This window comes from Kitasatospora sp. NPDC058492 (assembly GCF_042720685.1).
GTDB lineage: Bacteria > Actinomycetota > Actinomycetes > Streptomycetales > Streptomycetaceae > Kitasatospora.
Genome location: NZ_JBHXMU010000020.1, coordinates 35119 through 60630, shown reverse-complemented (window position 1 = coordinate 60630; position 25512 = coordinate 35119). Strand labels below are relative to the sequence as shown.

The 25512-nt window shown below is 71.4% G+C and carries 24 protein-coding genes; 19 read left to right on the top strand and 5 right to left on the bottom strand.

What is annotated here, in order from left to right; all coding sequences use genetic code 11:
- Nucleotides 1-400: 400 nt before the first annotated feature.
- From ACFWPI_RS15785 to ACFWPI_RS15705, 17 genes are all read left to right on the top strand, one after another.
- Nucleotides 401-682: a hypothetical protein gene (locus ACFWPI_RS15785; protein ID WP_380375057.1), complete on the top strand. Its 282-nt coding sequence runs from the start codon at nucleotides 401-403 to the stop codon at nucleotides 680-682.
- 14 nt (nucleotides 683-696) lie between these two features.
- Entirely contained in the window at nucleotides 697-1203 is a 507-nt protein-coding gene (ssb, locus tag ACFWPI_RS15780) for a single-stranded DNA-binding protein (RefSeq protein ID WP_380375059.1), read from the top strand.
- Nucleotides 1204-1266: 63 nt separating this feature from the next.
- A complete protein-coding gene (locus ACFWPI_RS15775; RefSeq protein WP_380375060.1) occupies nucleotides 1267-1944 on the top strand; it encodes a hypothetical protein in 678 nt (225 codons plus the stop codon).
- 71 nt (nucleotides 1945-2015) lie between these two features.
- A complete protein-coding gene (locus ACFWPI_RS15770; RefSeq protein WP_359904914.1) occupies nucleotides 2016-2285 on the top strand; it encodes a hypothetical protein in 270 nt (89 codons plus the stop codon).
- A gap of 52 nt (nucleotides 2286-2337) precedes the next feature.
- Nucleotides 2338-3249: a hypothetical protein gene (locus tag ACFWPI_RS15765; RefSeq protein ID WP_380375062.1), complete on the top strand. Its 912-nt coding sequence runs from the start codon at nucleotides 2338-2340 to the stop codon at nucleotides 3247-3249.
- Between the two features lie 482 nt (nucleotides 3250-3731).
- Nucleotides 3732-4154, top strand: coding sequence for a DUF2958 domain-containing protein (locus ACFWPI_RS15760; protein WP_380375064.1), 423 nt, complete (start codon nucleotides 3732-3734; stop codon nucleotides 4152-4154).
- 49 nt (nucleotides 4155-4203) lie between these two features.
- Entirely contained in the window at nucleotides 4204-4482 is a 279-nt protein-coding gene (locus ACFWPI_RS15755; RefSeq protein ID WP_380375066.1) for a hypothetical protein, read from the top strand.
- 415 nt (nucleotides 4483-4897) lie between these two features.
- Complete coding sequence (locus tag ACFWPI_RS15750; protein ID WP_380375067.1) at nucleotides 4898-5347, top strand: hypothetical protein; 450 nt, start codon at nucleotides 4898-4900, stop codon at nucleotides 5345-5347.
- Between the two features lie 67 nt (nucleotides 5348-5414).
- Nucleotides 5415-5942 carry a hypothetical protein gene (locus tag ACFWPI_RS15745; protein WP_380375068.1) on the top strand — a complete coding sequence of 176 codons (528 nt, stop codon included), beginning with the start codon at nucleotides 5415-5417 and terminating at the stop codon, nucleotides 5940-5942.
- Nucleotides 5943-6058: 116 nt separating this feature from the next.
- Complete coding sequence (locus ACFWPI_RS15740) at nucleotides 6059-7207, top strand: DUF932 domain-containing protein (protein ID WP_380375070.1); 1149 nt, start codon at nucleotides 6059-6061, stop codon at nucleotides 7205-7207.
- An 83-nt stretch (nucleotides 7208-7290) separates the two neighbouring features.
- Nucleotides 7291-7563 (top strand): hypothetical protein, encoded by a 273-nt coding sequence (locus ACFWPI_RS15735; RefSeq protein WP_380375072.1) that lies wholly within the window; start codon nucleotides 7291-7293, stop codon nucleotides 7561-7563.
- A gap of 273 nt (nucleotides 7564-7836) precedes the next feature.
- Nucleotides 7837-8352 (top strand): hypothetical protein, encoded by a 516-nt coding sequence (locus ACFWPI_RS15730; RefSeq protein ID WP_380375073.1) that lies wholly within the window; start codon nucleotides 7837-7839, stop codon nucleotides 8350-8352.
- Between the two features lie 77 nt (nucleotides 8353-8429).
- Nucleotides 8430-8819 (top strand): hypothetical protein, encoded by a 390-nt coding sequence (locus tag ACFWPI_RS15725; RefSeq protein WP_380375075.1) that lies wholly within the window; start codon nucleotides 8430-8432, stop codon nucleotides 8817-8819.
- Between the two features lie 175 nt (nucleotides 8820-8994).
- The gene (locus ACFWPI_RS15720; protein WP_380375076.1) at nucleotides 8995-9912 is read left to right on the top strand and encodes a DUF2637 domain-containing protein; all 918 of its coding nucleotides are present in this window, start codon (nucleotides 8995-8997) and stop codon (nucleotides 9910-9912) included.
- A 494-nt stretch (nucleotides 9913-10406) separates the two neighbouring features.
- Nucleotides 10407-10718, top strand: coding sequence for a hypothetical protein (locus ACFWPI_RS15715; protein WP_380375077.1), 312 nt, complete (start codon nucleotides 10407-10409; stop codon nucleotides 10716-10718).
- Nucleotides 10715-11902: a hypothetical protein gene (locus ACFWPI_RS15710; protein WP_380375079.1), complete on the top strand. Its 1188-nt coding sequence runs from the start codon at nucleotides 10715-10717 to the stop codon at nucleotides 11900-11902. The genes ACFWPI_RS15715 and ACFWPI_RS15710 overlap by 4 nt, the downstream gene beginning before the upstream one ends.
- Before the next feature lie 190 nt (nucleotides 11903-12092).
- Complete coding sequence (locus ACFWPI_RS15705) at nucleotides 12093-13079, top strand: hypothetical protein (protein WP_380375080.1); 987 nt, start codon at nucleotides 12093-12095, stop codon at nucleotides 13077-13079.
- Nucleotides 13080-13113: 34 nt separating this feature from the next.
- On the opposite strand, the gene ACFWPI_RS15700 is transcribed toward ACFWPI_RS15705, so the two are convergent.
- Both ACFWPI_RS15700 and ACFWPI_RS15695 read right to left on the bottom strand, forming a co-directional pair.
- On the bottom strand, nucleotides 13114-14337 hold the full coding sequence (locus tag ACFWPI_RS15700; RefSeq protein WP_380375081.1) for a hypothetical protein: 1224 nt from the start codon (nucleotides 14335-14337) through the stop codon (nucleotides 13114-13116).
- Between the two features lie 189 nt (nucleotides 14338-14526).
- Nucleotides 14527-14976 carry a hypothetical protein gene (locus ACFWPI_RS15695; RefSeq protein ID WP_380375082.1) on the bottom strand — a complete coding sequence of 150 codons (450 nt, stop codon included), beginning with the start codon at nucleotides 14974-14976 and terminating at the stop codon, nucleotides 14527-14529.
- Between the two features lie 315 nt (nucleotides 14977-15291).
- Between ACFWPI_RS15695 and mobF the strand changes: the two genes are divergently transcribed.
- Nucleotides 15292-20319, top strand: coding sequence for a MobF family relaxase (gene mobF, locus ACFWPI_RS15690; RefSeq protein WP_380375084.1), 5028 nt, complete (start codon nucleotides 15292-15294; stop codon nucleotides 20317-20319).
- 367 nt (nucleotides 20320-20686) lie between these two features.
- On the opposite strand, the gene ACFWPI_RS15685 is transcribed toward mobF, so the two are convergent.
- Nucleotides 20687-21580, bottom strand: coding sequence for an SDR family oxidoreductase (locus tag ACFWPI_RS15685; RefSeq protein WP_380375085.1), 894 nt, complete (start codon nucleotides 21578-21580; stop codon nucleotides 20687-20689).
- Nucleotides 21581-21761: 181 nt separating this feature from the next.
- Between ACFWPI_RS15685 and ACFWPI_RS15680 the strand changes: the two genes are divergently transcribed.
- On the top strand, nucleotides 21762-22235 hold the full coding sequence (locus ACFWPI_RS15680) for a hemerythrin domain-containing protein (RefSeq protein ID WP_380375087.1): 474 nt from the start codon (nucleotides 21762-21764) through the stop codon (nucleotides 22233-22235).
- Between the two features lie 872 nt (nucleotides 22236-23107).
- Here ACFWPI_RS15680 and ACFWPI_RS15675 read toward each other — a convergent pair.
- On the bottom strand, nucleotides 23108-23542 hold the full coding sequence (locus ACFWPI_RS15675) for an SRPBCC family protein (protein WP_380375089.1): 435 nt from the start codon (nucleotides 23540-23542) through the stop codon (nucleotides 23108-23110).
- Nucleotides 23543-23567: 25 nt separating this feature from the next.
- Nucleotides 23568-25202: a phytoene desaturase family protein gene (locus ACFWPI_RS15670; RefSeq protein ID WP_380375091.1), complete on the bottom strand. Its 1635-nt coding sequence runs from the start codon at nucleotides 25200-25202 to the stop codon at nucleotides 23568-23570.
- Nucleotides 25203-25512: the final 310 nt, after the last annotated feature.

Below are 25512 nucleotides of genomic sequence, written 5' to 3'. Positions count from 1 at the left end.
GGTGGTGGTGGCCGCCGGCCGCCTGTGGCGGGATTCGGTCGCGCCTTCGGCGCGGCTGCCTTTTTGGTCCGGGCGCCCCGCTGCGTGGTTCCCCCGGCCCCCCTCCGCGGCCCAGTATCCGGAGCCGGCCGCCCGCCTCAAGGGCGCTTCGCGTGGCTTCGCCACCGGCTGCGCCGGCCCTTGACCCGGGCGGCCTCTTTGCCCCGGACCCCAGGCAGCTGTCGGGGGGACGGGGGAGGTGCGGCCGTTGATCTGACGGTCAGTCAGCCGTCCGACCGGCGCGCTGAACTATGCCCTCAAGCTTGACCAGAAACCCCTAGTGCGGTAATATTGTTCTTGTTGGGAGGGGATGGCACCCCCGCCCAGCAGGCAGAGACCACGGCACAACCGGAGGGCGGACATGAGCCCGCGCTACATCGCCTACTTCACCAATCCGTTCTCCGGCAGCGGCAACCCCGAGCCCGTCGCGTCGATCCGCCAGGCGGCGGACCAGCTGCGGAGCCGGGCCCGCGATCCCCGAACCGGCTGCACCGAGCAGTCGTTCGCCGATCTCTACCGCATCACCGACGAGCACATGCTCGCGGAGGCGGAGGAGATGGCCGGGATCGGAGTGCCGTTCGGTGGCGGTCCGGACTTCCGGATCACCCTGGGCCCGCGCGGCGGCGCCCGTATCGAACGCTAAGAGGAGCAGGAACCATGGCAGGCGAAACCAAGATCACCATTGTCGGAAACCTCGCGGACAACCCGATGCTCAAGTACAGCGACAGCGGAGCCGCGCGGGCCGTCTTCACCGTCATCTCCAACGAGCGGGTGTGGGACAGCTCCACCCGCAGCTACCGGGACGGCGACTCGATCTCGATGCCGTGCGTCGCTTGGCGGCAGTACGCGGAGAACATCGCGGCGAGTCTGGCCAAGGGTGCGCGCGTCGTCGTGACCGGTGTCCTCAAGCAGCGCACCCACCAGCCGGCCGACGGACCTCGCCAGGTGTACACCGAGCTCCAGATCGACGAGGTCGGCGCGTGCATGCGCTTCGCCACCGTCGAGGTCACCAAGGCGGGAAGTCGCCCCGCCCAGCAGGCAGCGGCCCCCGTCCAGGCTGCACCCGGCGCGTTCGACGCCACCTGGCCGCCGGTCCAGGCCCCGCCCGTCCCGACCGCCCCGCCCGCCGTCGGCTCCTGGCCGACTCCGGCCATGGCCAGCTGATCACCCTGCGGCCGGGCGGACTCCTCCGCCCGGCCCACCCCACCCCACCCACGAAGGGACAGCTTGAGCACCACCACGCCCGATGCCGGGCCCGCCAGCGGCACCCCTGCCGCACCAGTCCGCCTGGCTCCCGCGAAGACACCGGCCACCGTGGCCGCCGTCGTCGCCTACGCCCGCCGCCACGGCTGGACCGCCGACGCAGAGTGGTCCCCGGCCGACGAGACCAACACCGGCGACGGATGGGTGGTGACGACATCGGCCGACACCGCGCGCGGACGCGGCGAGTTCCGGCTGGTCTGGCGCTACCACGGCAACGGCAAGGTCCCGCGTTACGAACGCTTCTACTCCGACGGACGGAGCCCGAGCGCGTACAGCCACGGCCCCACCCTGCCGTTCGTGCGCTGGGCCATGCGGAACAGCCCGATCCCCTCGGCAGCGGCAGGCGACGAACCGCCGGTCTGGCGCTGGCGCGAGCCGGACGCCTTGCCGCCCACGGTCGAGGAGCTGACGGAGGCCATGCTGGCGCCGATCCGGCGCAGCGCTGAGCATTCGTGGCTACCCCAGACCGTCTACGCCTCGCGGTGGATCGGGCACGACTTCCTTGGCCAGGACTGTCTCCTCATCAGCGTGGCCATGCCGCGCGACGACTACCGGCCCGAGGACGTCCACCCCGACAGCCCCATGCCGCTGCTGACCATCCTTCCCACCTTCTACTACGGCACCGTCCCCATGGGAGGGTGAGCCGGCCACACCGAACGCCCCTTCGCCGACACCCGTTCCACCCGTCGACCACCGCTGCCGAAAGGCCCTCCATGCCCACCGCCCCGCCCCCGAGCGAGCTGACCCGCATCATCAACACCGTCCAACGCGGCATGTTCGCCGTCGTCCTCGCCGTCATCGCCGCCACCGTGGTCGCCACCCTGCGGGACCAACTCCTCATCACCTACCCCCTGCTCGCTGTCGTCGTCGGCTTGCTCTGGCTCCAGTCCGTTGTGGTCCTCCGTCTGCCCAAGGCCATCAACCAGGCCGCCGAGCAGCACGGCGGCCCGCCGCTCCTGCCCAGTACCGCCCCCCGAAGCTGACCGAACCGGCCGGTCGGACCACGAAGGCCCGGCCGGCCCCTCCGGAGAATTCTTGATCACCACCTACACCCGCACCCGCCTGCTGCTCCGCTACGAGGTCGAGCACGCAGAGACCGGCCTCACCTACTACACCGTCCGCGCACCCCACGTCATCGGCACCATCACACTGCACCCCGAGGCCGCCCCCGGGGAGGCCGACAACCCCGACGCCTACACCCGGCTCCGGTTCGTCTCCGGCCGCTACGACCCCGACGAGGGCCCCAGCAGCTACACCGACCGACTCGCCGTCTATAACGCATGGATCTACGACGGCATCACGCTCCCCGAGCCCGGCGCTCCCGCCGACCGCGACCCGTGGGAACGGCTCCACCGAAGCACCTACGAGCTGGCCACCGAGAAGGCCCGCGCACGAGCCAAGGAGGTCGGAGAGAAGATCGTCAGCGAGTACCGGCTGGACCGCCAGCGGCACGCGCAGCACACCCGCTACCTCCGGTCGGCGGCTGACCGCCAGCTGGCACGGGCCACCCGCGAAGCTGTCGACCTCCGCCCAGCCGCCGATCGGCTCGGTGTGCTGGAGACCCAAATCGACCGATGGACCCGACTCCGCCACCCCGAGGCGAGCACCACCACGACCGTGGAGGTCGGAGGCCACCTGGCCGACTGGATCGACGCCCGACTGGCCGGCCGCCAGCCGCTCACCCCCGCCGACCGCGAGGTCTACCGCTCCTGGACCGCTGCCCGCCGACTCGGCGACTGCGCGGCGATTTTCCAGCCCCGCCGCGTGGTGCTGCGCACCGCCGCCGCCCTCGCCAGCTTCGCCCACGTCCTCACCGAGGCCAGTCTGGAGTCGCCGAGCAAGGCCGCCCGAGCCGACGCCCGCTGCCGCCTCCGCCGCATCGCCGAAGTCCACCCCGCCCTCGCCCCGGTGGTCCCCCGCCGGGAAGACGAGGAGCCGCCCCGCTGACCCGGGGGCACCGCCACCGGCCGCCCCGGTCGCGGTGCCCTCGGTCCGGGGTCGGTCGCGCCTTCGGCGCGGCGGTGTTGTTGGGCGGCTGTCGCCGCCGGCCGCCTGTGGCGGGATTCGGTCGCGCCTTCGGCGCGGCTGCCTTTTTGGTCCGGGCGCCCCGCTGCGTGGTTCCCCCGGCCCCCCTCCGCGGCCCAGTATCCGGAGCCGGCCGCCCGCCTCAAGGGCGCTTCGCGTGGCTTCGCCACCGGCTGCGCCGGCCCTTGACCCGGGCGGCCTCTTTGCCCCGGACCCCAGGCAGCTGTCGGGGGGACGGGGGAGGTGCGGCCGTTGATCTGACGGTCAGTCAGCCGTCCGGCCGGCGCGCTGAACTATGCCCTCAAGCTTGACCAGAAACCCCCAGTGAGGTAAGCTGATGTCATCAGGTCGACGGGAGGGCAACCCGGAGACCGGCCCGCGAAGCACAAACCGAGAGGCCGAACATGATCGAACTGCACAGCGCGAGCGTCGAACCGGCGAGCTGGGCCTGGGGGGCGATGCCCGAGCAGAACCGGCACGCGCGAGGACACGAGTTCTACCCGCCCTTCGCCGACCTGGAGAAGATCCCCGAGCTGTACGCGACCGACGGGCAGTCCTTCGAGGAGAAGGTCCTCCACATCCACTACTTCACCGGCGGCTCGGACTGGTACATCGCCGAGGTGGACCCGGCCAGCGGCCTGGCCTTCGGTTGGGCCAGGGTCAACTACCCCGAGGGCGAATGGGGTTACATCCACCTGGTGGAGCTGGAGGAGCTCTACCTCACGCCGACCGCGAAGCCGGGGCACCTGGTCCTTCCGATCATGGTCGAGCGGGATCTCGACTTCACCCCGACCCGCGCGGCCGACATCCCGGCCCTTTCCTGCTGAACCCGACGCTCCGCCCCACCCACCCCGCCGCGCAGCAAGAAGGAGCCCTGTGTCCGTCCTCGCCCCCGAACGACCCTCCGCCGACTCCGCCGACTCCGCGCTGGTCGCCGTCCGCGCCTTCATCTCCACCGATCCCGGCTCGTACCGAGGCGAGCCCGCCGACGTCGAAGGTGTGTCTGTGATCATCCGCGACGTGATCACTGCCCTGCTTCACCTGGCCGACGCCACCGGAGTCGAAGGCGACCGGGAAGAACTCGCCCTCCAGGCCTACTACCGATACCGCGAGGAAGCCGCCTGCGAGCGACTCGCCGGACTCGACCCGCTCTGAGGTCCCCGTACGGCGGCCACCGCACGGTGGCCGCCGTACGGCGCGGGTTCGGTCGCGCCTTCGGCGCGGCGCCCTTTTCTGGTCCGGGCGCCCCGCTGCGTGGTTCCCCCGGCCCCCCTCCGCGGCCCAGTATCCGGAGCCGGCCGCCCGCCTCAAGGGCGCTTCGCGTGGCTTCGCCACCGGCTGCGCCGGCCCTTGACCCGGGCGGCCTCTTTGCCCCGGACCCCAGGCAGCTGTCGGGGGGACGGGGGAGGTGCGGCCGTTGATCTGACGGTCAGTCAGTCGTCCGACCGGCGTGCCGAACTATGTCGTCAAGCTTGACCAGAAACCCCCAATGAGGTAATATTGTTCTTGTTGGGAGGGGAGGGCAACCCCGACCGGCGCCCGCGATGGACCGAACGAAAGGCGTCAACGCATGACGATCACTCTCGACCGCGACCGACTCGAAGAGATCAACGCGGCCAAGCAGGCCGAGTGCGGCCACAGCGGCGGGTCGGGCTGCGCCTGGTGCTGGCTCACCCCCGACGCCATTGCCGAACTCCCCTACGCGGAGCGCCTGGCCGTCGCCGTCGATCTCGACCACCGGCTCACCGAACTCGGTATTCCCCGCGCACCCCGCACGGTCGTGATCGTCTCCGGTGCCCGCACCTACGCGGTGCAGGTCATGTGCGAGGAGCTCGGTACGTGGGAGCTGCGCATCCCCGCCCCCGGCGAGGAGTACGCCCTGTTCCGGGGTGCGATGTGGGCGAGCCCCGACGCGCAGATCCGCAGCGACCAGGCCCCGACGTGGATCGGGGGCCGGGACGACCTCGCCGACATCGCCCGAAGCTTTGCGGGCCTGCTCTGGGCGGCGGGCCTCCGGTAGCCCCATCCCCGCCCCCGGCCCGGCGATCCGCCGGGCCGGGCCCCGCCCTGCACTCCGAGGAAGCATCTTGAAGATCATTGACGTTCAGCACGATTCCGACGTGGCCCGCCCCGTCCGCTCCCGCGAAGTGCTCGCGGTCCTCGCCGACATCGGCGAGAAGTTCGACGCCGCCGCCGCAGTGGTCCGGGAAGTCGCCGCGGCCGAGTGGGCCGCGCTCCCGCCCGCACCCACCCTGGCCGTCGCCGACTGGCAGCGGGCGTGCCCCGCACTGGTCGAACTCGACACCTTCCTGGCCGCCGCCCATGCCAAGGTGGCCGCCGCTCTCGCCGAAGGCCGGTTCACCCCCCGGCGACAGCTGCGCTGGTCGTTCGTGCTGGCGCTCCACACGATCGGCCTGGCCTGGCGTGACGCCTACCTCCCCGGCGCGCACTACGTGATCAGCCCCGACCTGTCCGTCCGGCCGGGCCTGTCCGCCGCCGCCGCATGGGGCGCGGCCAGCGGGGTCGCCCCCGCCCGCGCCCGCCGCTGGGCGGTTGCCGTCACCGTGTCGCACTTCCGTGCGATGTCGGAGGAGGTGAACGCCGCGACCGGGTGAACCCATATCCAGAGGGTTGACCAAAAACCCTTAATGAGGTAATATTGTTCTTGTTGGGCGGGGAGGGCAACCCCGGCCGGCACCCGCGACAGACCCCGGCGCGAAGGACTTCACACATGACCGTCACCCTGGCCAGGACCTCCACCCGCAACGCGAGCCTTTCCGAGATCGTGGGCATTCTCCGCGAGCAGCACCCCCGCAAGACCGATGTGGTCGCCCCCGTCGGGGCCATCCGCGCCGAGGGCGGCCGACTGATCATCAAGGACGCGGACCACGACCTCACCCCGGACGGAGTCACCAGCAAGCCTGCGGAGTTCCGGCTCACCGACGTCTGCGAATCCGGTGTCGCCGAGAAGCTGGGCATTCCCGTCGGCTACCTGCGGAAGACCCGGACCGAGGCCCCGCACCTGTGGGACAGCAACGTCAACGGGTGGCTCAGTCACGAGAGCCGCGCCGACAAGTCGTTCATGATCCGTACGCTTCGCCCGGGTGCGGGCGAGGACACCGGCACTGCCCGCGCCTTCCTGAGCCCCAGCTATCGGATCATCGACAACTTGGACATCCTCGCCGCCGCGCTCCAGGGCGTGCGGGACGCCGGTGTCGAGGTCCGGCTGGACAAGTGCGACCTCACCGACCGGAAGATGTACGTCAAGATCACCGCTCCGCAGGTCAGCGCCTACGCCCCTGAGCTGTTGAAGGACTACCGGAGCCCGTTCACCGGCGCAAGGGGCGCGGACAACCCGACCGTCTTCGCCGGGTTCGAGATCAGCAACAGCGAGACCGGGTGCGGGGCGTTCACCATCGTGCCCCGACTGGTCGTCCAGGTCTGCGACAACGGAATGGTGATCACCAAGGACGTCATGCGGTCCGTGCACATCGGCGGACGCCAGCAGGACGGGGTGATCCGGTGGAGCGACACCACCCAGGCCCGCACCCTCGACCTGGTCACCTCCCAGACCACCGACGCCGTCAGCACCTTCCTTGACCACGACTACGTCGTCCGACAGCTGCGGTCCATCCAGGAGACGGCCGCGACCCGGATCAAGAACCCGGAAGCCACCATCACCACCGTCGCCCAGCGGCTGAAATTCACGGAGGAGCGCCGGGCCGACATCTTCGCCCACTTCATCCAGGGTGGGGACCTGTCCGCCGGTGGCGTGCTGCACGCCGTCACCTCCGTCGCCCAGACCCTCCCGGACGCCGACGACGCCCACGAGGTCGAAGCGCTCGGCATCCGCGCCATGGAGCTGGCCGCCACCCTGTGACCGGCCCGCCGCCCGGCCCACCGGGGCCGGGCGGCCCGGCACAGGCCGCCACCACCAGCCCACCGCGAGAACTGGGAAGCCCCTTGACCACCATCGTTGAACGCCTGCGCACCCTCGTGGCCGAGGTCACCACCTTCGAAGAGGAATGGGAGGAGAAGTTCCGCACGGCCCTGCCGTCCTACGATCCCAACCGTGAGGACTTCCCCGTCGACCCCGGCGACGAGGAGGGCTATTACACGCTCTGCGCCGACCGCGCGGCCGAGGCCCGCGACCAGCTCCACCGGGTGACCATCAGCGTCGAAGCCGTCGCCCGTGAGCTGACGGACACCGTCGCCGAGGCGGACCAGCCCGGCTGACCGACCCACCGGCCGCCCAGCGCGAAGCTGGGCGGCCCCCGGCCGGGAGCGCCGAGCTGCGGGGATCGACCCCGCACCACGGCCCAACCCCTCCCGCAGCCCACCCACCGCAGCACCCACCCGCCGCACCGCCCGCCGGCCCCTGCCGCCCGCACCCGGGCGGCCCCCGGCCGGGAGCGCCGAGCTGCGGGGATCGACCCCGCACCACGGCCCAACCCCGCGCGGCACCTCCCGCTGCACACCCACACCCCTCAACCACCACAGGAGAAGTGCGTGCCCACCCTGCCCCACACCGGGCTCCAGACGCCGGACCAGCCTCGCTACGAGGTCACCAGCTGCCAGGAGCTGGCGCTGCTCCGGGCGACCCCGTTCCTGGCCACCCTCAGCCGCAGAGGCCGCAAGATCGGCAGCGCCCAGAACTACGGAGACGGGGACGCCACGGAGTTCGTGCCTCACGGCGACGTCGACGTGGCCGAGTTCGCCCACTTCGCCGACGCCTGCCGACTCGACGGCCGGCCCGTCAGCCTCTCCCTGCTGCTGGACCTCCTGATCGAGGAGTTCAACGTCGGCCGCTCGCTGCGCGCACAGGCGCGCCAGGGCCGCACCCTGCTGCGGGAAGTCGCTCCAAACCGCACCGTCACCATCAGCGGCACCATCCCGATGCCCGCCACCGCGGACGACCGCCGCCGCGCGCACGCCGCCCTCGGGCTGCCGCTCACGGCCGGTGCCACGACCCAGTTCTGGAACGGCAACAGCTGGGAGCACCTGGCCGGCACCCCCGCGACCTGACCCGTCCCGGCGCGGCCCCCGGACCGCGCCGAGGCCCGGCCAGAACCCGCCCCCGATCACCAACCGGAGACACCACCATGCCCAAGTTCATCGTCCCCATCGACGTCATCACCGTCCACGTGGTGCCGGTCCTCGCCCCCACCCCCGCCGCAGCCCAGGCCGAAGCCGAACGCATCGTCACCATCGACCGGAAGACCTGGTACGACCACACCGAGCCGCTGTGCGTCGGCGACGCCCACACCGAAGCCGAGTGGGACGCCCACCAGGAAGCCTCCAGCCGTGAGGACCTCGGACGAGTGACCGTCCCGTTCCCCGCCCGGCCGGCGAAGGAGAGCACCCCCGCAGTCCGGTTCCGTGCACCGCGCACCGACCACCACGCCGACGACACCGAGTGTCCGCCCGAGCACAGGCACACCACCTCCGGCAAGCCCCTGACCCCGGGGTGCTCCGGACGCGCCTACTCCTAGGCCGAATGCAGCTGCGGCGAATGGTCGGTCAAGCACGCAGGCAAGGGCTTCGTGGACGACGCGCGCCGCCAGCACGTCAGAACCGCGCACTAACGGTGCGCTCCATCCGATCAACGGGTGCGGCCCGGAGGGCAACCGGGCCGCACCCGCCCACGAAAACCGAGAGAACAAGATCGTGACCCCGACCACCACCGACAGGGACGCTCTCACTGCGGACCTCACCGTCGGCATCCTCGGCGTCTGCGCGTTCGCCGTCTCCTTCACCCACGTCGTGCAGACCGCCACCGAGGCCGGCCAGACCGGATGGGTGGCCTACGCCATCGCCGTGTCCGTCGAGCTGATGGCGCTCGGCGCCGTCGCCGAGATCCGCCGCCGCAAGCGCGCCCGACAACCGGCCCGGTGGCCCCGCGGAGTCCTGGTGCTCGGCGTGGCGATGAGCCTCGCCGCCAACCTCGCCGTCGCCCGGCCCACCCCGTGGGGATACGTGATGGCCGCCTGGCCCAGCCTGGCGTTCCTCGCCGCCGCCGGAATCATCGAATCCCGCCCCTCCGGCCCGCCGACCGACTTCGCACCGCCACGGTCCGCCGACGCAGACACCCATGAGCACCAGGACGTCGCCGCCTGCCCTCCGCCGCCCGGCCCACCCCCGGCCGAGCCGGACGACCACACCCGCGCCGAAGACCCTGCCGAAGTGCCCGACGACGTCGAAGCCGATGAGATCGACGAGCAGCCGGCCACCGTGCCGCCGACGGAGCGGCCGAGCAAGCTGCGCGTCATCACCGACCTGCTCGCCGAGATGCGCGCCGACCCCGACTGGCGCCCCGACTACGACGAGCTGACCACCAGCACCGGCTACAGCCGGTCGTGGTGCGAGAAGCGGGTGGCCGACGCCCGCACACTCCATGGCCGTACGGAGTCAAGCCCCGGGCAGGAGCCCCCCGTCCACACGGGAGACCCGCGGCCCCGCGCTCCGATTCGTACAGCCCGGGACGCCGACGACCGGCCCCTCCCGCCGACCTCCCGACCCGCACCGAATCCGTACGAGGAACCCGCGCATGAGCACCACCCTCCACATACCGCCACAGCTGCGTGACGCCGACGCCTACGTACTGAACAACAGCGCGGGCAAGGACTCCGCCGCGATGCTCCACCTGTGGGCGGCCACCGCCACCGAGGAGATGCTGGAACGTACCGTCGTCCTCCACCTCGACCTCGGTGACGCGGAGTGGGACGGCGTGCTGGCCCTCGCCGCACAGCAGGCCGCCGCGTACGGGCTGCCCTTCGAGGTCCGCCGCCGCGAGCGCGGCGGGCTGCTCGACCTGGTCCGGGAACGGGGCCGCTGGCCCGGGCTCTCCACTCCCTTCTGCCGCAGTTACCTCAAGCGCGACGTAGCCCGGAAGTTCTACACCGAGCTGGCCAACCGGCTCGGCGTCACCGGCCGGCCCGCCCGCATCGTCACCGCGCTCGGACTGCGAGCCGACGAGAGCACAGTCCGTTCCCCCCACCCTCGCCCTGGACCGCGCGGCCAGCTCCGGCCGCCGCCAGGTCACCACCTGGCTGCCCATCCACCAGCTCAGCACCGACGCCGTGTGGAAGACCGTACGGGCCAGCGGCATCCCGCCCCACCCTGTCTACCAGAACCTCGACCGCCTGAGCTGCCGACTGTGCCCGTTCGCCGGACGGCGCTCCCTCATCACCGCCGCACGGATGGCACCCGACACCGCACTGGACTACGCCCTGGTCGAAGACGAGATCCGCGTACCGTTCCGCCGCGACCTGTCGATGGCCCAGATCATCGAAGCCGCCGAGCGTGAGGACCCCGGCCCCGTACGGGCCCTGCGCCCGTGCGGAGCCGCGCTCCGTACGTTTCCGCACCGTATGGAGGTGTGCGCCGCATGACCCGTACCGACTCGGCGGCCCTCCCGGTCGTACTCAGTTTCGGCATGGGGGTCGACAGTGCCGCCGTTGCCGCTCGATGGCTCACCGAGCCGGCCAGCCGGGACTTCCCGCTCGACCGGTTGACCGTGCTGACCGCGATGACGGGGGACGAGCCCGACGTCACCCGACGCTTGGTCGAGCAACACCTTCTGCCGATGATGCGCAGCAGTGGCGTGCGGTTCGTCCAGCTCAGCAGGACCAGTCAGCGGGGCGGCTACACCGTGTTGGACGACTCCCGCAGCCCGCGCCGCCTGATCACCCGCGGACCGTGGCGGCTGTCCGACGAACTCCGCGCCAGCGGCACCGTCCCGCAGATCGCCGCCAAACGCCGGCTGTGCAGCTTGCACGCGAAGGGAGACGTGCTCGACGGTTGGCTGGGCGACGAGTTCCGGGGCACCCCGTTCCGGCACGTGCTCGGCTTCGCCAGCGAGGAACTCCGCCGAGCCGAGAGGGACGAAGGCTTCACCGCCCTCGGCCGCCTCCCCGAGTACCCGCTGATCAACGACTGGGGGTGGGACCGCCACCGGTGCGAGCAGTACCTGATCGACCGCTTCGGCGAGCCGTGGACGAGGAGCGCCTGCGGGTACTGCCCGTTCTCCGCCGGGCGGCGTGGGAGGGCCGAGCTGGTCGAGCGCTGGCGGGCGGAGCCGGACATCGGCGCCCAGGCCCTCGCGCTGGAGTACACCGCGATGGCCCTCAACCCACGCTCGAAGCTCTACGGCGACACCGCAGCCCAGGACCTCGCCCGCACTCACGGTCTGGCCGACGTCCTCGCCGAGTTCGAAGAACACCTTCGGCGGCAGCGCTGGAGCGTCTACGAGGTCCGGCGCATCATCCACCCCCGGCGGCACGACCCCACCGCCAAGGGCGCCGCTTGGCGAAGCGTGCGCACGGTGTTCAGCGGCAGCCGGACCGATGCCACCGCCGCGCTGGCGGCCATTGCCACCGGCAGAGCCGTCACCGACCAGTACGGGATCAGCAGGGCCGAGATCATCCCCCGCACCGACGGGTTCCCCGCGATCGAGATGACCCTGGCCCTGGCACCGGCCGGCGTCGCCGACAAGGAACGTTCCGCGTTCGCGGCGTGGTGGGAACGGCTGCACCACCAGGCCGATCTCACGCCCCCGGTCGCGCTCGCGGCGTGAGCGGAATGCATGACGGGGGCCAGCAGCACGGCCGAAGCCGTACCGGCCTCGATGGACCGGCTTGGGCAAGCCGCTGGCCCCCTCCCACGAAGACCGATCCCGAAAGACCGCTACTCCGCGCCGGTAGATTAGTCCATGTCGAACTCGGGGAGGGTCCTCCCCCTTGAACAACCACCCCAAGGAGACTTCCGTGCCCCCCGCCCCGACGCTCGCGGAACGGCTGGACGCCGCCACCGCGGACAGTCTCAGCGTCGCTGACATCAGCAACGCGACCGGGCTGTCCGAGTCCACCGTCCGCCGCCTCGCCAAGGACCCGGAGTGGCCCGGCTCCGAGGAATCCGGCGACCACCGCGAGGAGCGGTACCCGCGTGAAGCCGTCGCCGCGTGGATGCGCGACAACCAGGCCGCCCGCATCGACGTGGCCGAGCTGCCGGGGGACGACGCCGACCGCGTCACCCTCACCGAGGTCGCCAGCCGGACCGGCCGACTGCGCGAGACCGTCAGCCGCATGCCCTCCACCTACCGCAACAGCGCAGACCCGTTCCCCACCGCCGATCCGCTCGGCACCTACAGCTGGGGCGAGGTCAAATCCTGGCTCGGCCGACGGTCCAGCCGCACCGGCCCCCGCGGAACGGTCCAGCCCCCCGCTCCCACTGCCGAGCCCACCACCCAGCCGGTGCTCGACAAGGTCACCACCGCCATGATCGAGCGCCTGACCGGCAAGGGGAAGGAGGCCGTGAAGACCCTGGTGCGCAGGCCTGAGATCGCCGCGCTCAGCACCAAGGTCGGCCGACTCCGGGTGTGGTCCGCCGACGCCCTGCTGCCGCTGCTGTGGCAGCTCGGCTACCTGCCGGCCTCCGGCCCGCTCGGTGCCGAACCGGCCGCCGTCCTGGTCGAGCTCGGCTACCTGCCCGCCACGGGGAAGCCGACCGCCGAGCAGCGCGCCGTGCTGCGCGAGTTCGGCTACGACGAGGAAGGCAGCGTCGAACACCGCGCCTGGCTCGCTGGACCACCCCGCTCCGCGACCGAGCTGTCCAAGTACTACGGCGTCAGCATCAGCGCGATCAGCAAGCGCATCGCCCGCGCCCAGGAAGCCGGCCAGCCCGTGCCGCACCCGACCGACACCGAGGATGGCAAGCGCTACGACCCTCGGGAGTTCGACAACTTCTGGAAGTAGGCAGCCTGGACCGCCGAGTGCCGTCTCTGCGGGTTCAGGCGGTCGTCGCCTCGGGCTGCTCTGAACCGGATGAGTCGTCCTGCTCGTCGCCAGCGGTCTCCGGGGAAGGCAGGCTGGCTCGGGCGCGCACCATCTCAGCCCGAGCGTGGATCAAAACGGCGCAAGCCTTGATGATTCCCGCCACGCCCGCCGCTCCTGCTGCGACTGCTCCACCGATCGCAGTGATCACCTGTGCTGTGTCGGACGGGCTGAACCGCGCGCTAGCGATGTCGTCTAGAGCGGAGCGCGCGGCGACGTAGGCGACTAAGTAGGCAACAGCTGCGACCAGTAGAAGCACAGCTGCTTCGACTAGCTCAGCCTGGCGCCGCTGGTTGAGGCTCGGTGCGAGCAGTGGGCCGCGCTGCGGCGTCCCGGCCGTGACGAGGGCTGTTCGGCCGGTGCCCCACCCGTGTGCCGGGGCCACCAGCTCGGGGTCGACAAGGTTCAGAGTGGTCTGGGGATCACTTGTCGGCTGCGCAACGTGTTGAAGGACCGAGGCAACGATCGCCACGAGCTGTCGATGGGATTCCGGATCACCCCACAAGCTCTGTTCCCGCAAAGCGAGAACGCGTTCGACGACCTGCCGGGCCCGTTCCCGAAGGTGGTCCCGGTGGGCTGGGTCTGTTCGGCGCGGTTCGCACTCCGCATGAACGGTCAGTGCGGTGCAGAAGCGGCCCACGGCGTCCGAGACAGTCGATGCCCTCGATTTCCCGCGCACCTCACCAAGATCAGGAGCTGTGAGAGCCTCCAGCGCGGCCACCGCCGCCATCGCGGTGTGCTCCTGCGGGACCGAGCGGGCGTAAGCCCGCCCGTCGAGGGCAGCCAGAACTCCGGTCAGGGCGATGAGCACGAGGATCACGGCGAGCGGCCACCCCGGCGTGTGAAGGGCGACGCTCAGCTGCAGGGAGACGACCAGAGCCAACGCCGGAACCGTCCAGCGCGCCCCAAGCGCAATGCGGCCGGCGATCGCTCCCGCGAGTCGCCGCCGCAGAGCGCTTAGATTCGGCACGCCAGACTCTGGCACGCCAGCTTGCAACAAGTGTTCCCGCGCACGGATGGAGCGTCGCGCCGCAGCCCTCCGAACGAACCTGTTCCGCTCCAGGGAAAAAGCCCTGCCAGGAACGCGTGGCCTGCCTCCCCACGGCAACAGGAAGGTAAGTACGACCAGCAGGTCTGCGATGTAGACCACCAGGCACCACGCGAGGACGTTCACGGCCATGAGCGCGATGCTAGCGACCCCGACGGACAGGTACGGCAGATTCATCAGGAAGAGATGCTCAGAGCACCGGGCAATGCAACGCTCAACTCGGATCTCCGCACGTCGTTCTGCGGCTGCCTTGCGCACCCTCGTCGAAGCACACCAAGACCAACCGATGCGCTCGTCGCGACGCTGCCAGCCGGCCGAGCTCTACCCCGCCGTCGTGCCACCGCCGCCCGATGACTCTGGCCGCTCTCCAGCAACCAGGACCGACGCAACAGCCAAGATGACCCCCTCCTCGGCGGGCGGCTTCTTGTCGTCGGCGGCCTCTGCCAGGATCGCTCGTACCTCCGGCAACGACAGCCCGGTCAACTCCGCGATCTGATCGCGCGCCTCGCCCAGATCGGCGAGCGCCGCAACTGCCTCGCGGGCCAGGCGCTCCGGCTCCAACGCCGCCGCTTCCGCGTCCGCCAGGATCTTCGCCGCCCGAGCACTCGCGCTGGCCCGCAGCTGTTCCGCCCTCCCCGTCTGCTCGTAGAAGTCGGCCAGCGCCGACTCCACCCGCCGCTCGCGCTGAAGACGCTTCACGTCCCGCGCGGCCTTCGCCTGCTGCGCCGCTCGAACCGCACTGGCCCGCGACGCCGAAATTCGTCCGCTCATGCATCGAACATATCCGAGAAAGCCTAGGTTGCAAACCCCTTTGAATTCCTATCGATAAACGTCGATAAATGTCGAGAGATCTCGATAGGAAAACCGAGGCGAGCGTCACACATTCACCTCCAGCAGCGCTCTGAACTGCCCATATGCCAGCATCGCCAAGCCATCCAGACACCTCTTGCAGATATTCTGAGCATGGTCCGCTGCGCGGGGCTAAAGTACTCGCATGGCATTTGATGAGGCAGGTGAATCGGCGGCTCGAATAGTCGTCGCACCCACCCTCATCCGTAACCGGAAAAGCTGGGGGTGGTCGCGTTGATGACCATCCACAAGCTCACCGCCGGCAACGGCTACACCTACCTGACGCGCCAGGTCGCGGGCGGCGACGTACAGCGTCAGCGGGGACAGTCGGCAGCCGAGTACTACACCCAGAAGGGCAACCCTCCGGGCATCTGGCTCGGACGCGGTGCGCCCCTGCTCGGGCTCGACGGCGCCACCGTCACTGAGGCGCAGATGCAGGCCCTTTTCGGCCTGGGTCAGCACCCGGACGCCGAGCGCATCATCGCTGAGCACCTGGCCGCCAACGTGCGCGCCGACATGGACGCCGAGCAGCTGACCGCCGTGCGCGCCGCCGCGATCAAGGCCGCCACCCTCGGACGCAAGTACCCGGAGTACAAGCCGCTCGACCCGTTCGCCGAGCGCGTCGAGAAGCGCCTGGCCGTCATCGAGAAGCAGGCCCGCCGCGAGCCCACCCGCGCCGAGATCAAGAAGATCCAGCACGAGGAGTCCCGCCGCCAGCGCGCCGCCGTCGCCGGCTTCGACCTGGTCTTCGCCCCGGTGAAGTCCGCCGCGGTGCTGTGGGCGCTGGACGAGCGCGAGGAGGTCCGCGCCGCCGTCCGCGACGCCCACGAGGCCGCCCGCGACGCCGCGCTGGAGCTGCTGGAAGAGCACGCCGCCTTCACCCGCACCGGCAGCACCGGCCAGGCCCAGATCGAGACCAAGGGCCTGGTCGCCGTCGCCTTCGACCACTTCGACTCCCGGGCCGGCGACCCCAACCTCCACACCCACGTCGCCATCGCCAACAAGATCCAGGGGATCGACGGCAAGTGGCGCTCGCTGGACGCCCGGGGCCTGCTGGCGATGACGGTTGCCGCCTCCGAGTTCTACAACTCCCACTTCGAGACCGAGCTGACCGCCCGGCTCGGCGTGCAGTTCGAAGCCCGCGAGGACTCCGTCACCAAGCGGCAGCCGGTACGCGAGATCGTCGGCGTCCCCGTCGAGGCGATCACCCACTTCTCCAGCCGCCGGACCGAGATCGAAGCCCGCTACGAGCAACTCCTTCGCGAGTACCGCCGCGACCACGGCCACGACCCTTCTCGCGGCATGACCCACCAGCTCGCCCGCCAGGCCAACCTCGACACCCGCGAGGGCAAGAAGGCCGCCCGCTCCCTTGAGGAGATGCGCGCCGACTGGACCCACACCGTCGCCCAGGCCCACGGCCAGGACGTCATCCACCGCGTGATGGCCGCCGTCCCCGCGCCCGAGACCGCCTCCGCCCAGGCCGAGGAGCAGGTGCGCGAAGCGGCCGACATCCCGACCCTGGCCGGCACCGTGCTGCTCGCCGTTGCCGAGGAACGCGCGGTGTGGACGGTCTGGAACCTGCGTGCCCACGCCGAGCGCCTGGCCCGCTCCGAGCACCCCACCAACAGCACCGACGAGCACCAGCAGCTGGTCGAGGCGATCGTCACCGAGGCGATCTCCCCGGTCCACAGCATCCGCGTGGACGCCCCCGCCCTGCTCACCGAACCCGAGGAACTGCGTCGCTCCAACGGCGACTCCGTCTTCGTCCAGCACGCCTCCGCCCGGTACACCAGCAGCACCATCCTGGACGCCGAACGCCGCCTGGTCGACGCCGCCCTCACCCCCTTCACCAGCGGCCCGAACCCCGCCTTCGTCGGCGCGGCGATCGACGGCTTCGAGGCCCGCCACCGAACCCTGGACGACGGCCAGCGCGCCCTCGTCACCAGCTTCGTTACCGACAAAAGGCTGCTCGCGGTCGGCCTCGGCCCGGGAGGCTCCGGCAAGACCACTGCCATGCAGGCGTACGTCCACGTCGCCAACCAGGCCGGGCAGCGCGTCGTCCCACTCGCTACCTCCGCCGCAGCCGCCGCCGTCCTGGCCAAGGACCTCAAGCAGCCCGCCGAGAACCTCCACAAGTTCCTCTGGGAGTACACCGGCGGCACCTACGCCGGTCAGCTCCAGCGAGGCGAGAACATCCCCGCCAGCCGGGCCGGCTTCGCCTTGAACCCGGGCGACGTAGTCCTGGTGGACGAGGCCGGGATGGCGGGCACCCTCAACCTGGACAACCTCACCCGGATCGCCGCCCAGCGCGGCGCGACCGTGCGTCTGCTCGGCGACTACCGCCAGCTCAGCTCCGTCGAAGCCGGCGGCGCGCTGCGCCTGATCGCCGCCGTAGCGGGCGCCGTCGAACTCACCGAACTCCACCGGTTCAGCGACAAGGCCGAAGCCGACGCCACCCTCAAGATCCGCGTGGGCGACGGCAGCGGCCTGGACTTCTACTTCACCAACCAGCGGGTCGTCAGCGGCTCGCGCACCGCCATGATCGAGGCCGCGTACGACGGCTGGAAGGCCGACATGCTCGCGGGCAAGACCACGCTGATCAGCGCCGCTTCCGGAGCCGATGTCACCACCCTGTCCGCCCGCGCCCGCGACGAGCGCGTGGCCGCCGGCCAGGTCGAGGCGGACGGCGTCCTGCTGCGCGACGGCAACCGTGCGGGACGCGGTGACTGGATCGTCACCCGCGACAACAACCGCAAGATCACCACCAACCGGGGCCGCGACTTCGTCAAGAACGGCGACGCCTGGGAGATCCTCCAGCGCCACCAGGACGGCTCGCTCAAGGTCCGTCACATGGGCCACCGCGGACGCCTCACGCTGCCCGCCGAGTACGTCGCCGCCAACGTCCAGCTGCTCTACGCCTCCACCGTCATGCGCTCCCAGGGCGGCACCGTGGACACCGCCCACCCGCTGGTCACCGAGGACATGACCCGCGAGGACCTGTACGTCCAGCTCTCCCGCGCCCGCCACAAGACGACCATCTACACGGCCACCCACGACCTGCTGCCGTTCGACACCGACGAGCAGCTCGACCAGCCCAAGAACGACCCCGACAGCTTCGCCGCCCGCGAGGTCCTGGAGCGCGTCCTGGGCCGTGAGGGCGCCCAGCTCTCCGCCACCGACACCATCCGCAACGCCCAGGAGGACGCCGTCTCCCTGGCCACCCTGGCACCCCGCCACCAGCACGCCACCGAGACCCTCACCACCCCCTACTACCACCAGCTGATCCACCGACTCCTCGGCCCCGCCCTCGCCGAGCAGATCACCAGCGACGACGCGATGACCGCCGTCGTCCGCGCGCTGCGCACCGCCGAAGCCGGCGGCTGGCAGCCCGAGCGGCTGATCGCCGCCGCCACTTGGCGCGGCGACCTGACCTCCGCCGACTCCCCGGCCCAGGCCCTCGCCTGGCGCCTGAACACCATCACCGACGACCGCCCGGCCCCGGCCCACCTCGACGCCCCGAGCACTGCGGACACCGCCCGCTACGCCTCCCTGGTCGCGGCGCTCACCAACCTTCCCGCCCACCGGTTCGACCCCGCGGCCGCGACCGTCGAACCGGCCGCCCTGGGCGTCGCGCCCGCCGCCGCCCAGCTCCCCGATGCGCACCCGCACGTCTCCGCCGACACCCTCAACCGCTACGCCGACGCCGCCGCCACCGCAGTCGGCACCACCACCGACAGGGTCACCGCCCACCCGCAGTGGCCGCACCTCGCCGGCGCCCTGGCCGCCGCCGAGCGCGCCACCCGCGACACCAACGCCCTCCTCACCGCCGCCGCGAACCAGACCACTGGCACGAGCGACCCGGTCACCGCCCTGACCCGCGCCGCCCGCACCAACCTGGCCAACGACGGCATCCCCGAGAACCACCAGAACACCCCCGCCGCCCTGCGTCACCAGGCCCTCGCCGCCGACATCCTCGGCGCCGAACTCGCCACCCGCGCCCGCAACGAAGGCACATGGCCCGCCCTCACCGCCGCCCTGCGCCGTGCCGAGACCGCCGGCCACGAACCCGCGACCCTGCTGCGCCAGGCCGCAGAGAGCCGCCCGCTCACCGGCGCCGACAGCCTCAGCCAGGTCCTCGCCTGGCGTATCGGCCGCCACCTCGCCACCGCCGCACCGGCCACCACCGAGCAGCAGAACGACCGCGCCGAAGCGGAGCTGTGGCGCACCCTCGCCTGGACCCTCAAGGCGATCGAGAACACCGGCACCACCGCGGAGACCGCCCTCTCCGAGGTGACCAGCCGCACCGCGCTGCCCGAGCTTCTCCAGCACGCCCAGCAGCAGGTGCTCGCCCACACCCGCGCCGCCTCCGGCCGAGCCGACCTCCCGGCCTGGATCAGCGCCGTGCCGCGCTCCACCGCGGCCAACCCGCTCCACCACGAGTACCTCACCGACAGCGCCGTCCTCATCGCCAACCGGGTCTCGGTGCTCGCCGACCGCACCGTGGAGAACCGCCCGGAGTGGAGCCGGACCCTCGGCGAAGCCCCGACCGACCCCACCCAGCGCGCCCAGTGGCAGCAGCAGCTCGCCCTCGTCGCCGCCTACCGCGACCAGTACAAGGTCACCGACGACAACGCCGCCCAGCCCGCCGGCCCCCACATCGAGGAAGGCCGCACCGGCCACGACGCCTACTGGCAGGCCACCGCAGCCGCCATCGCCGCCCGACGCATCGCCGCCGCACCGGCAAGCGCGGAGACCACCACCGGAAACACCGACCAGCAGGCCCGCCGCCAGCTCGCCGCCGACGTCTACCGCACCCTGCCCGAGGCAGACCAGGCCGAGATCCTGCGCGCCGTCGCTACCCGGACCGGCGCCACCTGGCTCGCCACCCTCCCGCGCCTGGACGATGCGGCCCTGGCCCAGCAGCACGTCGCCGAGCAGGTCACCACCGTGCTCGCCGACCGCCGCCAGCTGACCACCGAAGCCGCCCAACCTGAGCAGCAACAGCAGGCAGCGGAGCCGCGTCAGCCCACCCTCGCCGAGCGCCGCCGAGCCGGCCGCCAGGCCGAGCGCCAGGCCCACCGCGAACAGCTGCTCCAGCGGGGTAGACAGTCCGCCCGAACCGCCCGGGCCGCGCCGCTCCGCCGGGTCGAACCGGCCGAGCAGCGCCAGAACCAGGCCCCGGCCCAGCGCGCGGCCACGCCGCAGCCAGCGGCCCAGCCGCCGCCGCGGGTCCGCCAGGACCAGCAGGGCCCGCGTCTTCGGTGAACCGGGTTTCCGGCGGCAAGACGCTGGACGCTCTACTGGCCGACGCAGGCGTCACGATGCCTGACTACGATCCCAATGCCCCCGCCACGGCCGACATCTGGAACTACGCCTCAGAGGAATTTCGCCCGCTACGACTCCCTCAATACCTGGGTCGTACGAGGCACCACCGTACGACCGGACAACACCTGGGAGACGGTTGAGTTCCCCATGTTCAAGGCCAACCCCGACATCGCCTGCATCTTCCAGATCGACGCCAGCGCTGCGGTCAAGAGCGGCAGTACGGGTCGGGTTTGCGGCTCGTAGCCTCCAGGATTCCGCGAACTCGCCTGCTTCCGGGCGCTCCGTGACAGCGTTCCACGGGGCGGGGTCAGGGCAGGGGTGTACCGCCGGTGGCGTTGAGGATCTCGGCGGTGATGTAGGAGGACTCCTGGGAGGCGAGGAAGACGTAGGCGGGGGCCATTTCGGCGGGCTGGGCGGCGCGGCCGAGAGGGGACTGCTCGCCGAAGTGGGCGACTTTCTCCTCGTCCATGGTGGCGGGGATCAGCGGTGTCCACACTGGGCCGGGGGCGACGGCGTTGACGCGGATGCCGTCGGGGGCGAGCTGGAGTGCGAGGCCCTGGGTGAAGGCGACGATCGCGGCCTTGGTCATGGCGTAGTCGAGCAGGTGGGGGCTGGGCTTGTAGGCCTGGACGGAGGCGGTGTTGATGACGGAGGCGCCCGGGCGCAGGTGGGGCAAGGCGGCACGGGTGGTGAAGAACATGCCGTACAGGTTCGTTCTCATGACGCGGCCGAACTGCCCGGTGGTGATCGCGGTGAGTCCGTCGGGCTGGGACATCTGGTAGGCGGCGTTGTTCACGAGGATGTCGAGGCGGCCGAACATGTCGGTGCAGCGTGTCACCAGGTCGGTGCAGAAGTCCTCGTCGCGCAAGTCGCCCGCGACGGCGAGGGCAGGTCGGCCGGCGTCGACGACCAGGCGGGTGGTCTCCTCGGCGTCGGCCTGTTCCTCGGGCAGGTGGCAGAAGGCGATGTCGGCTCCTTCCCGGGCGAAGGCGAGTGCGACGGCGCGCCCGATTCCGGAGTCGCCGCCGGTGATGAGCGCGACCCGGCCGGTCAGGCGGCCGGTGCCGCGGTAGCTGGTCTCGCCGTGGTCCGGCCGGGGCGTCATCTCGTCAGCGGTGCCGGGGTGGGGCTGGGACTGTTCCGGGAACGGCGGCTTCGGGTGCTGTTCGGTCGGGTCCCGCGGCGCGGGCTGGTCACTCATCACGGCGGGTGCTCCCTGGGCTGCTGGGCGGTTCACGGGGGCGAGTCTGGCCGTACGCGAGCCGGTTCGCGCGGCGGGCTGCGGCATGCGGGTGGTCTGTTCGGCGCGTCCGCGTGCACCCCGGGCCGTCGGGTACGCGTCCGAGCGACCACTGGCCACCCGCCCAGCGAAGGATGCGTGCATGGACGCGATCGTGCTGTTGAAGGAAGATCACAAGACCGTCGAGAAGCTGTTCAAGGCCTTCGAAAAGGCAGGCGACCGGGCCTTCGCGGAGAAGCGCAGGATCGCAGACCGGGTGATCGAGGAGCTGACGGTGCACGCGGTCATCGAGGAGAAGGTCTTCTACCCGGCGGCCCGTGAGGCCGCACCTGAGACGAAGGACCACGTGCTGGAGAGTATCGAGGAGCACCACGTGGTGGTGTGGATGCTCTCCGAACTGTCCGGTCTGGACCCGGAGGACGAGCGGTTCGACGCGAAGATGACGGTGCTCATGGAGACCGTGCGCCACCATGTCGAGGAGGAGGAGAAGGACTGGTTCCCCGAAGTCCGCAAGGCCATGGGGCGCAACCGCCTTCAGCACCTCGGCGACCAGCTGGAGGAGGCGAAGAAGACCGCCACCCGCGACCCGCTCAAGGTGCCCAGTGCCACCGAGTAGGAGCCGGTCCAGGCGTTGCGGCCGGGGGAGGTTGGCCTAGCCTCGGCTGTGTGACCAGACCACCGTGCCGGTGCCGGCCCCCTCCGTGGCGGTCGCGGTGTCGGTGCGGGCGTCGAGCGCGGTGAGGAAGTCAGCAAGGTTGTGCTCCTGTTGGAGCCGGCGGCGCGGGCGAGCAGACGAGCGGGCGCGGTGCAAGGCGCCTCTTGTCGCAGCGTTGCCAGTGTTGGCATCACCTGGTTCTTCGTGGCCTGCACGGGCACCGCGGCCTCCGCGGCCCCGAGTCTGGCCAGGGTGGCGGCGAACTCGGCAGCTCCAGGGGCAACCGGGTGCCGCTCGCCGCCGCAGGCCGCTCCACGTCCTGGGCGCGGTCGTGCTGGCACCCTGGTGCGAACCCGGCAACCCCGTGGAACACCTGCGGGGTAAACGGCTCGTCGTCCTGCACGCCGTGCGGACCGCGTCGCCAGCGCCGGCAAGTCCCATTCATTCGCTGCCAGGGCCCAGCGTGCCGGATCCGACGTACGCTTCATCGCCGTGCTCCGCGGCGGCCACACCGTGATCACCAGCACCCGCGGCTGGCACCACCTCGCCGCCCGATTCGTCACGGCAATCCTCGGGGACGCCTGCTTCCGGGGCTCCCTTCACGCTGCTGGCCTTCGAGAAGGAGCCGGTGTCCGTCCGGCGACGGCGCCGATTCCCTGAGGACGGCGGTTGCGGGGTCGCCGACGTACGCGCCGGGCCGGGCGGCCGGGGTCCATGCCTTGGTCGGTTTGCGTTGCCGTGCCGGGCTTGCCGTTGTGACCGCGGTCGCCGAGGTCTGCGGACTCCTCGCCAGATCTCGATGCGCGAGATCCGCAGGCCCGCGCTCCGGCTGCCTACTGTCCGCGGGTGGCGTTGCGGGCCAGGTTGGTGAGCAGGTGGCGGTTGCGAAGATGCAGGGCCAGCTCGATCGGTGGTCCGTGAAGACGGGCTCCGAGCCCGCGCAGCGGGTGTTCGTCGAGGATGACGAGAGTGTGGTCGGCCCAGGGAATGAGGGTGAAGGCGATCCTGGCGGTGCCGAACGGTTCGGCTTTGGCCTCCAGTTCCAGCCTCCGCCGAGTCTCGCAGATCCGGACCTCGCAGGTGTCCTCGAAGGTCAGCGGTCCCAGTCCCCCGCGGAAGCGCAGTGCGGCGCCGACCGTGGGCCAGTGACTGTCGGCGTGGAGGATCTCCTTGGTGCCCACCACCCACTCGGCGTAGCGGTCTCCGTCCGCCAGGATGTCCCATACCTGGCTGGGCGGGCATTCGATCAGCTGCTGACGTTGTGCCATGTGCGCTGTCCCTCTCGCGTAGTCGTCACCCGCGTTCCGGGTTCCCGCCGAGCAACCGCTGGGCTGCACTGAGACCTGGTGACAGGATCCGCCCGGCCAGCAGACGGTGGGAACGCAGTGCGGCGCGTGCGGCGTTGGCCCCGCACGCGCCGTGCACGCCGCCGCCGGGGTGGGCGGAGGAGGAAGCGAGGTAGAGGCGCTCGATCGGGCCCTCGGGCCTGCCGGTGCCCGGGGTGGGCCGGAAGACGAACTGCTGGTGGATGGCGGTGGTGCCGCCGTTCACCGCGCCGCCCACGAGGTTCTCGTCCAGGCCTTGGAGCACGGGCGGGGACAGGATCCGCCTGGCGGTGACCAGTTCCCGGAAGCCGGGGGCGAACCGCTCCACCTGGCATTCCAGTCGCTCGGCCATCGCCTCGCTCTCGCGCGCGTCCCACCTTCCGGTGATGGCATCGCCGCCGAGGTCGTCGGCGATCTTCTGCGGGACGTGGGTGTAGGCCCAGGCCGACTGCGTTCCGGCTGGCGACCGGGAGCCGTCGGCCGTCGTCATCTGCCCCAGCAGCGCGAAGGGGCGGCGGGGAAGACGGCCGGTGGTCACCTGATGGGCGTAGTCACTGAGCTCGTCCAGGTCCGCTCCGAGGTGGACGGTGCCGGCGTCCGCCGCCTGTGCCGCCGTCCACGGGATGGGGCCCGACAGTGCCCAGTCGACCTTGAAGGTGGAGAAGTCCCACTGGAAGCGGCGCAGGTCCTGGCGCAGCCTCGGCGGGAGGTGCTCCCAGCCGACGAGCCCGCCGTAGAGAGCGGTGGCGGCGACGTCCGCGAGCACGGCTCGGCGGGCGCGGTAGCACTGGCCGTCCGCGGTACGCACACCCAATGCCTTGCCGCCGCGCACGATCACCTCCTCGACACGCTGGCCGCAGCGCACCCGGCCGCCGCGTGATTCCAACCGGCGCACCAGGGCGTGGGTGAGGCTGGTGGAGCCACCGACCGGCACGGGCCAGCCGACCTGCTGCCCGAGCATCGCCATCAGCCAGCCGAACGCCGCGCTGCCAGCCGCCTCCGGGAGGAGATCGGCGTGCAGGGCGCAGCCGGCCAGCAGCAGGCCGGCACCCGGCTGGGTGAACTCTTCCTCCGCCAGCCTGCGGACCGGCAGGGTCATGAAGCGCGCGGTCCGTATGATTCCGGCCGGCCGGAGTCTGGCTGCCATCACGGCGGTCGGCTTGATCGGTGGGAACGGGGTGAAGAGGCTGCGCAGCAGGTGCGGGTGCAGGGTCTGCCACAGCGCGGTCAGCTGTTCCCATGCAGCCGCGTCGGGGGCCCCGAAGGCGGTCTCCAACTGGTCGCGCGTGGCGGTGGGGCCGCGGTGGAGGGTTGCGCAGCGGCCGTCCGCGAGGGGGTGTGCGAGGACGGTGGGGGCGTGGCTCCACGCCAGTCCGTGCTGCTCCAGTTGCAGAGCCCCGATGGCGGGCGACGCCTTGGCCAGGGGGTAGAAGGAGCTGAACAGATCGTTGATGAATGCGGGGTCGAGGGCGCGGTTGCTGCGGACGGCTCCGCCGGGCTGGGGCTGCGCTTCGAGGACCTCGACCTGCCAGCCCGCGTCGGCCAGTACGTTGGCTGCCACCAGGCCGTTCGGTCCGGCGCCAATCACGATCGCGTCAGCCATCCTCGCTCCCTTGCTGCCTTGGCCCATCGTTGGCCCCTCAAAATCACGGTACCCAACGCCACCCGAGGCGGCCCGGTGGACGGCCCGCAGCCCTTGGCACCGGCTCACGCGGCTGACGGCCTGAGCGGCGGGGAACGAGCGGGCGTCGCGTCGGGACCAGGACGCCACTCCTGCCTCCACGCGGTCCCGCTGCCGTGACGCGAGGCGCACCGGATGCGGTGGTGCGGCAACGACCGGGGTCCACCTGGCGTGGCCCGGTGGGCCGCTCGCCGGCCGGCGGGAAGGAGCTCTGGGCGGCTGTGCGGGTGAC

Coding starts and splice junctions, on each gene's coding strand:
- ACFWPI_RS15785 (WP_380375057.1), top strand. CDS start 401: ATGAGCCCGCGCTACATCGCCTACTTCACCAATCCGTTCTCCGGCAGC.
- ssb (WP_380375059.1), top strand. CDS start 697: ATGGCAGGCGAAACCAAGATCACCATTGTCGGAAACCTCGCGGACAAC.
- ACFWPI_RS15770 (WP_359904914.1), top strand. CDS start 2,016: ATGCCCACCGCCCCGCCCCCGAGCGAGCTGACCCGCATCATCAACACC.
- ACFWPI_RS15760 (WP_380375064.1), top strand. CDS start 3,732: ATGATCGAACTGCACAGCGCGAGCGTCGAACCGGCGAGCTGGGCCTGG.
- ACFWPI_RS15750 (WP_380375067.1), top strand. CDS start 4,898: ATGACGATCACTCTCGACCGCGACCGACTCGAAGAGATCAACGCGGCC.
- ACFWPI_RS15740 (WP_380375070.1), top strand. CDS start 6,059: ATGACCGTCACCCTGGCCAGGACCTCCACCCGCAACGCGAGCCTTTCC.
- ACFWPI_RS15725 (WP_380375075.1), top strand. CDS start 8,430: ATGCCCAAGTTCATCGTCCCCATCGACGTCATCACCGTCCACGTGGTG.
- ACFWPI_RS15710 (WP_380375079.1), top strand. CDS start 10,715: ATGACCCGTACCGACTCGGCGGCCCTCCCGGTCGTACTCAGTTTCGGC.
- ACFWPI_RS15700 (WP_380375081.1), bottom strand. CDS start 14,337: ATGGCCGTGAACGTCCTCGCGTGGTGCCTGGTGGTCTACATCGCAGAC.
- ACFWPI_RS15695 (WP_380375082.1), bottom strand. CDS start 14,976: ATGAGCGGACGAATTTCGGCGTCGCGGGCCAGTGCGGTTCGAGCGGCG.
- mobF (WP_380375084.1), top strand. CDS start 15,292: ATGACCATCCACAAGCTCACCGCCGGCAACGGCTACACCTACCTGACG.
- ACFWPI_RS15685 (WP_380375085.1), bottom strand. CDS start 21,580: ATGAGTGACCAGCCCGCGCCGCGGGACCCGACCGAACAGCACCCGAAG.
- ACFWPI_RS15680 (WP_380375087.1), top strand. CDS start 21,762: ATGGACGCGATCGTGCTGTTGAAGGAAGATCACAAGACCGTCGAGAAG.
- ACFWPI_RS15675 (WP_380375089.1), bottom strand. CDS start 23,542: ATGGCACAACGTCAGCAGCTGATCGAATGCCCGCCCAGCCAGGTATGG.
- ACFWPI_RS15670 (WP_380375091.1), bottom strand. CDS start 25,202: ATGGCTGACGCGATCGTGATTGGCGCCGGACCGAACGGCCTGGTGGCA.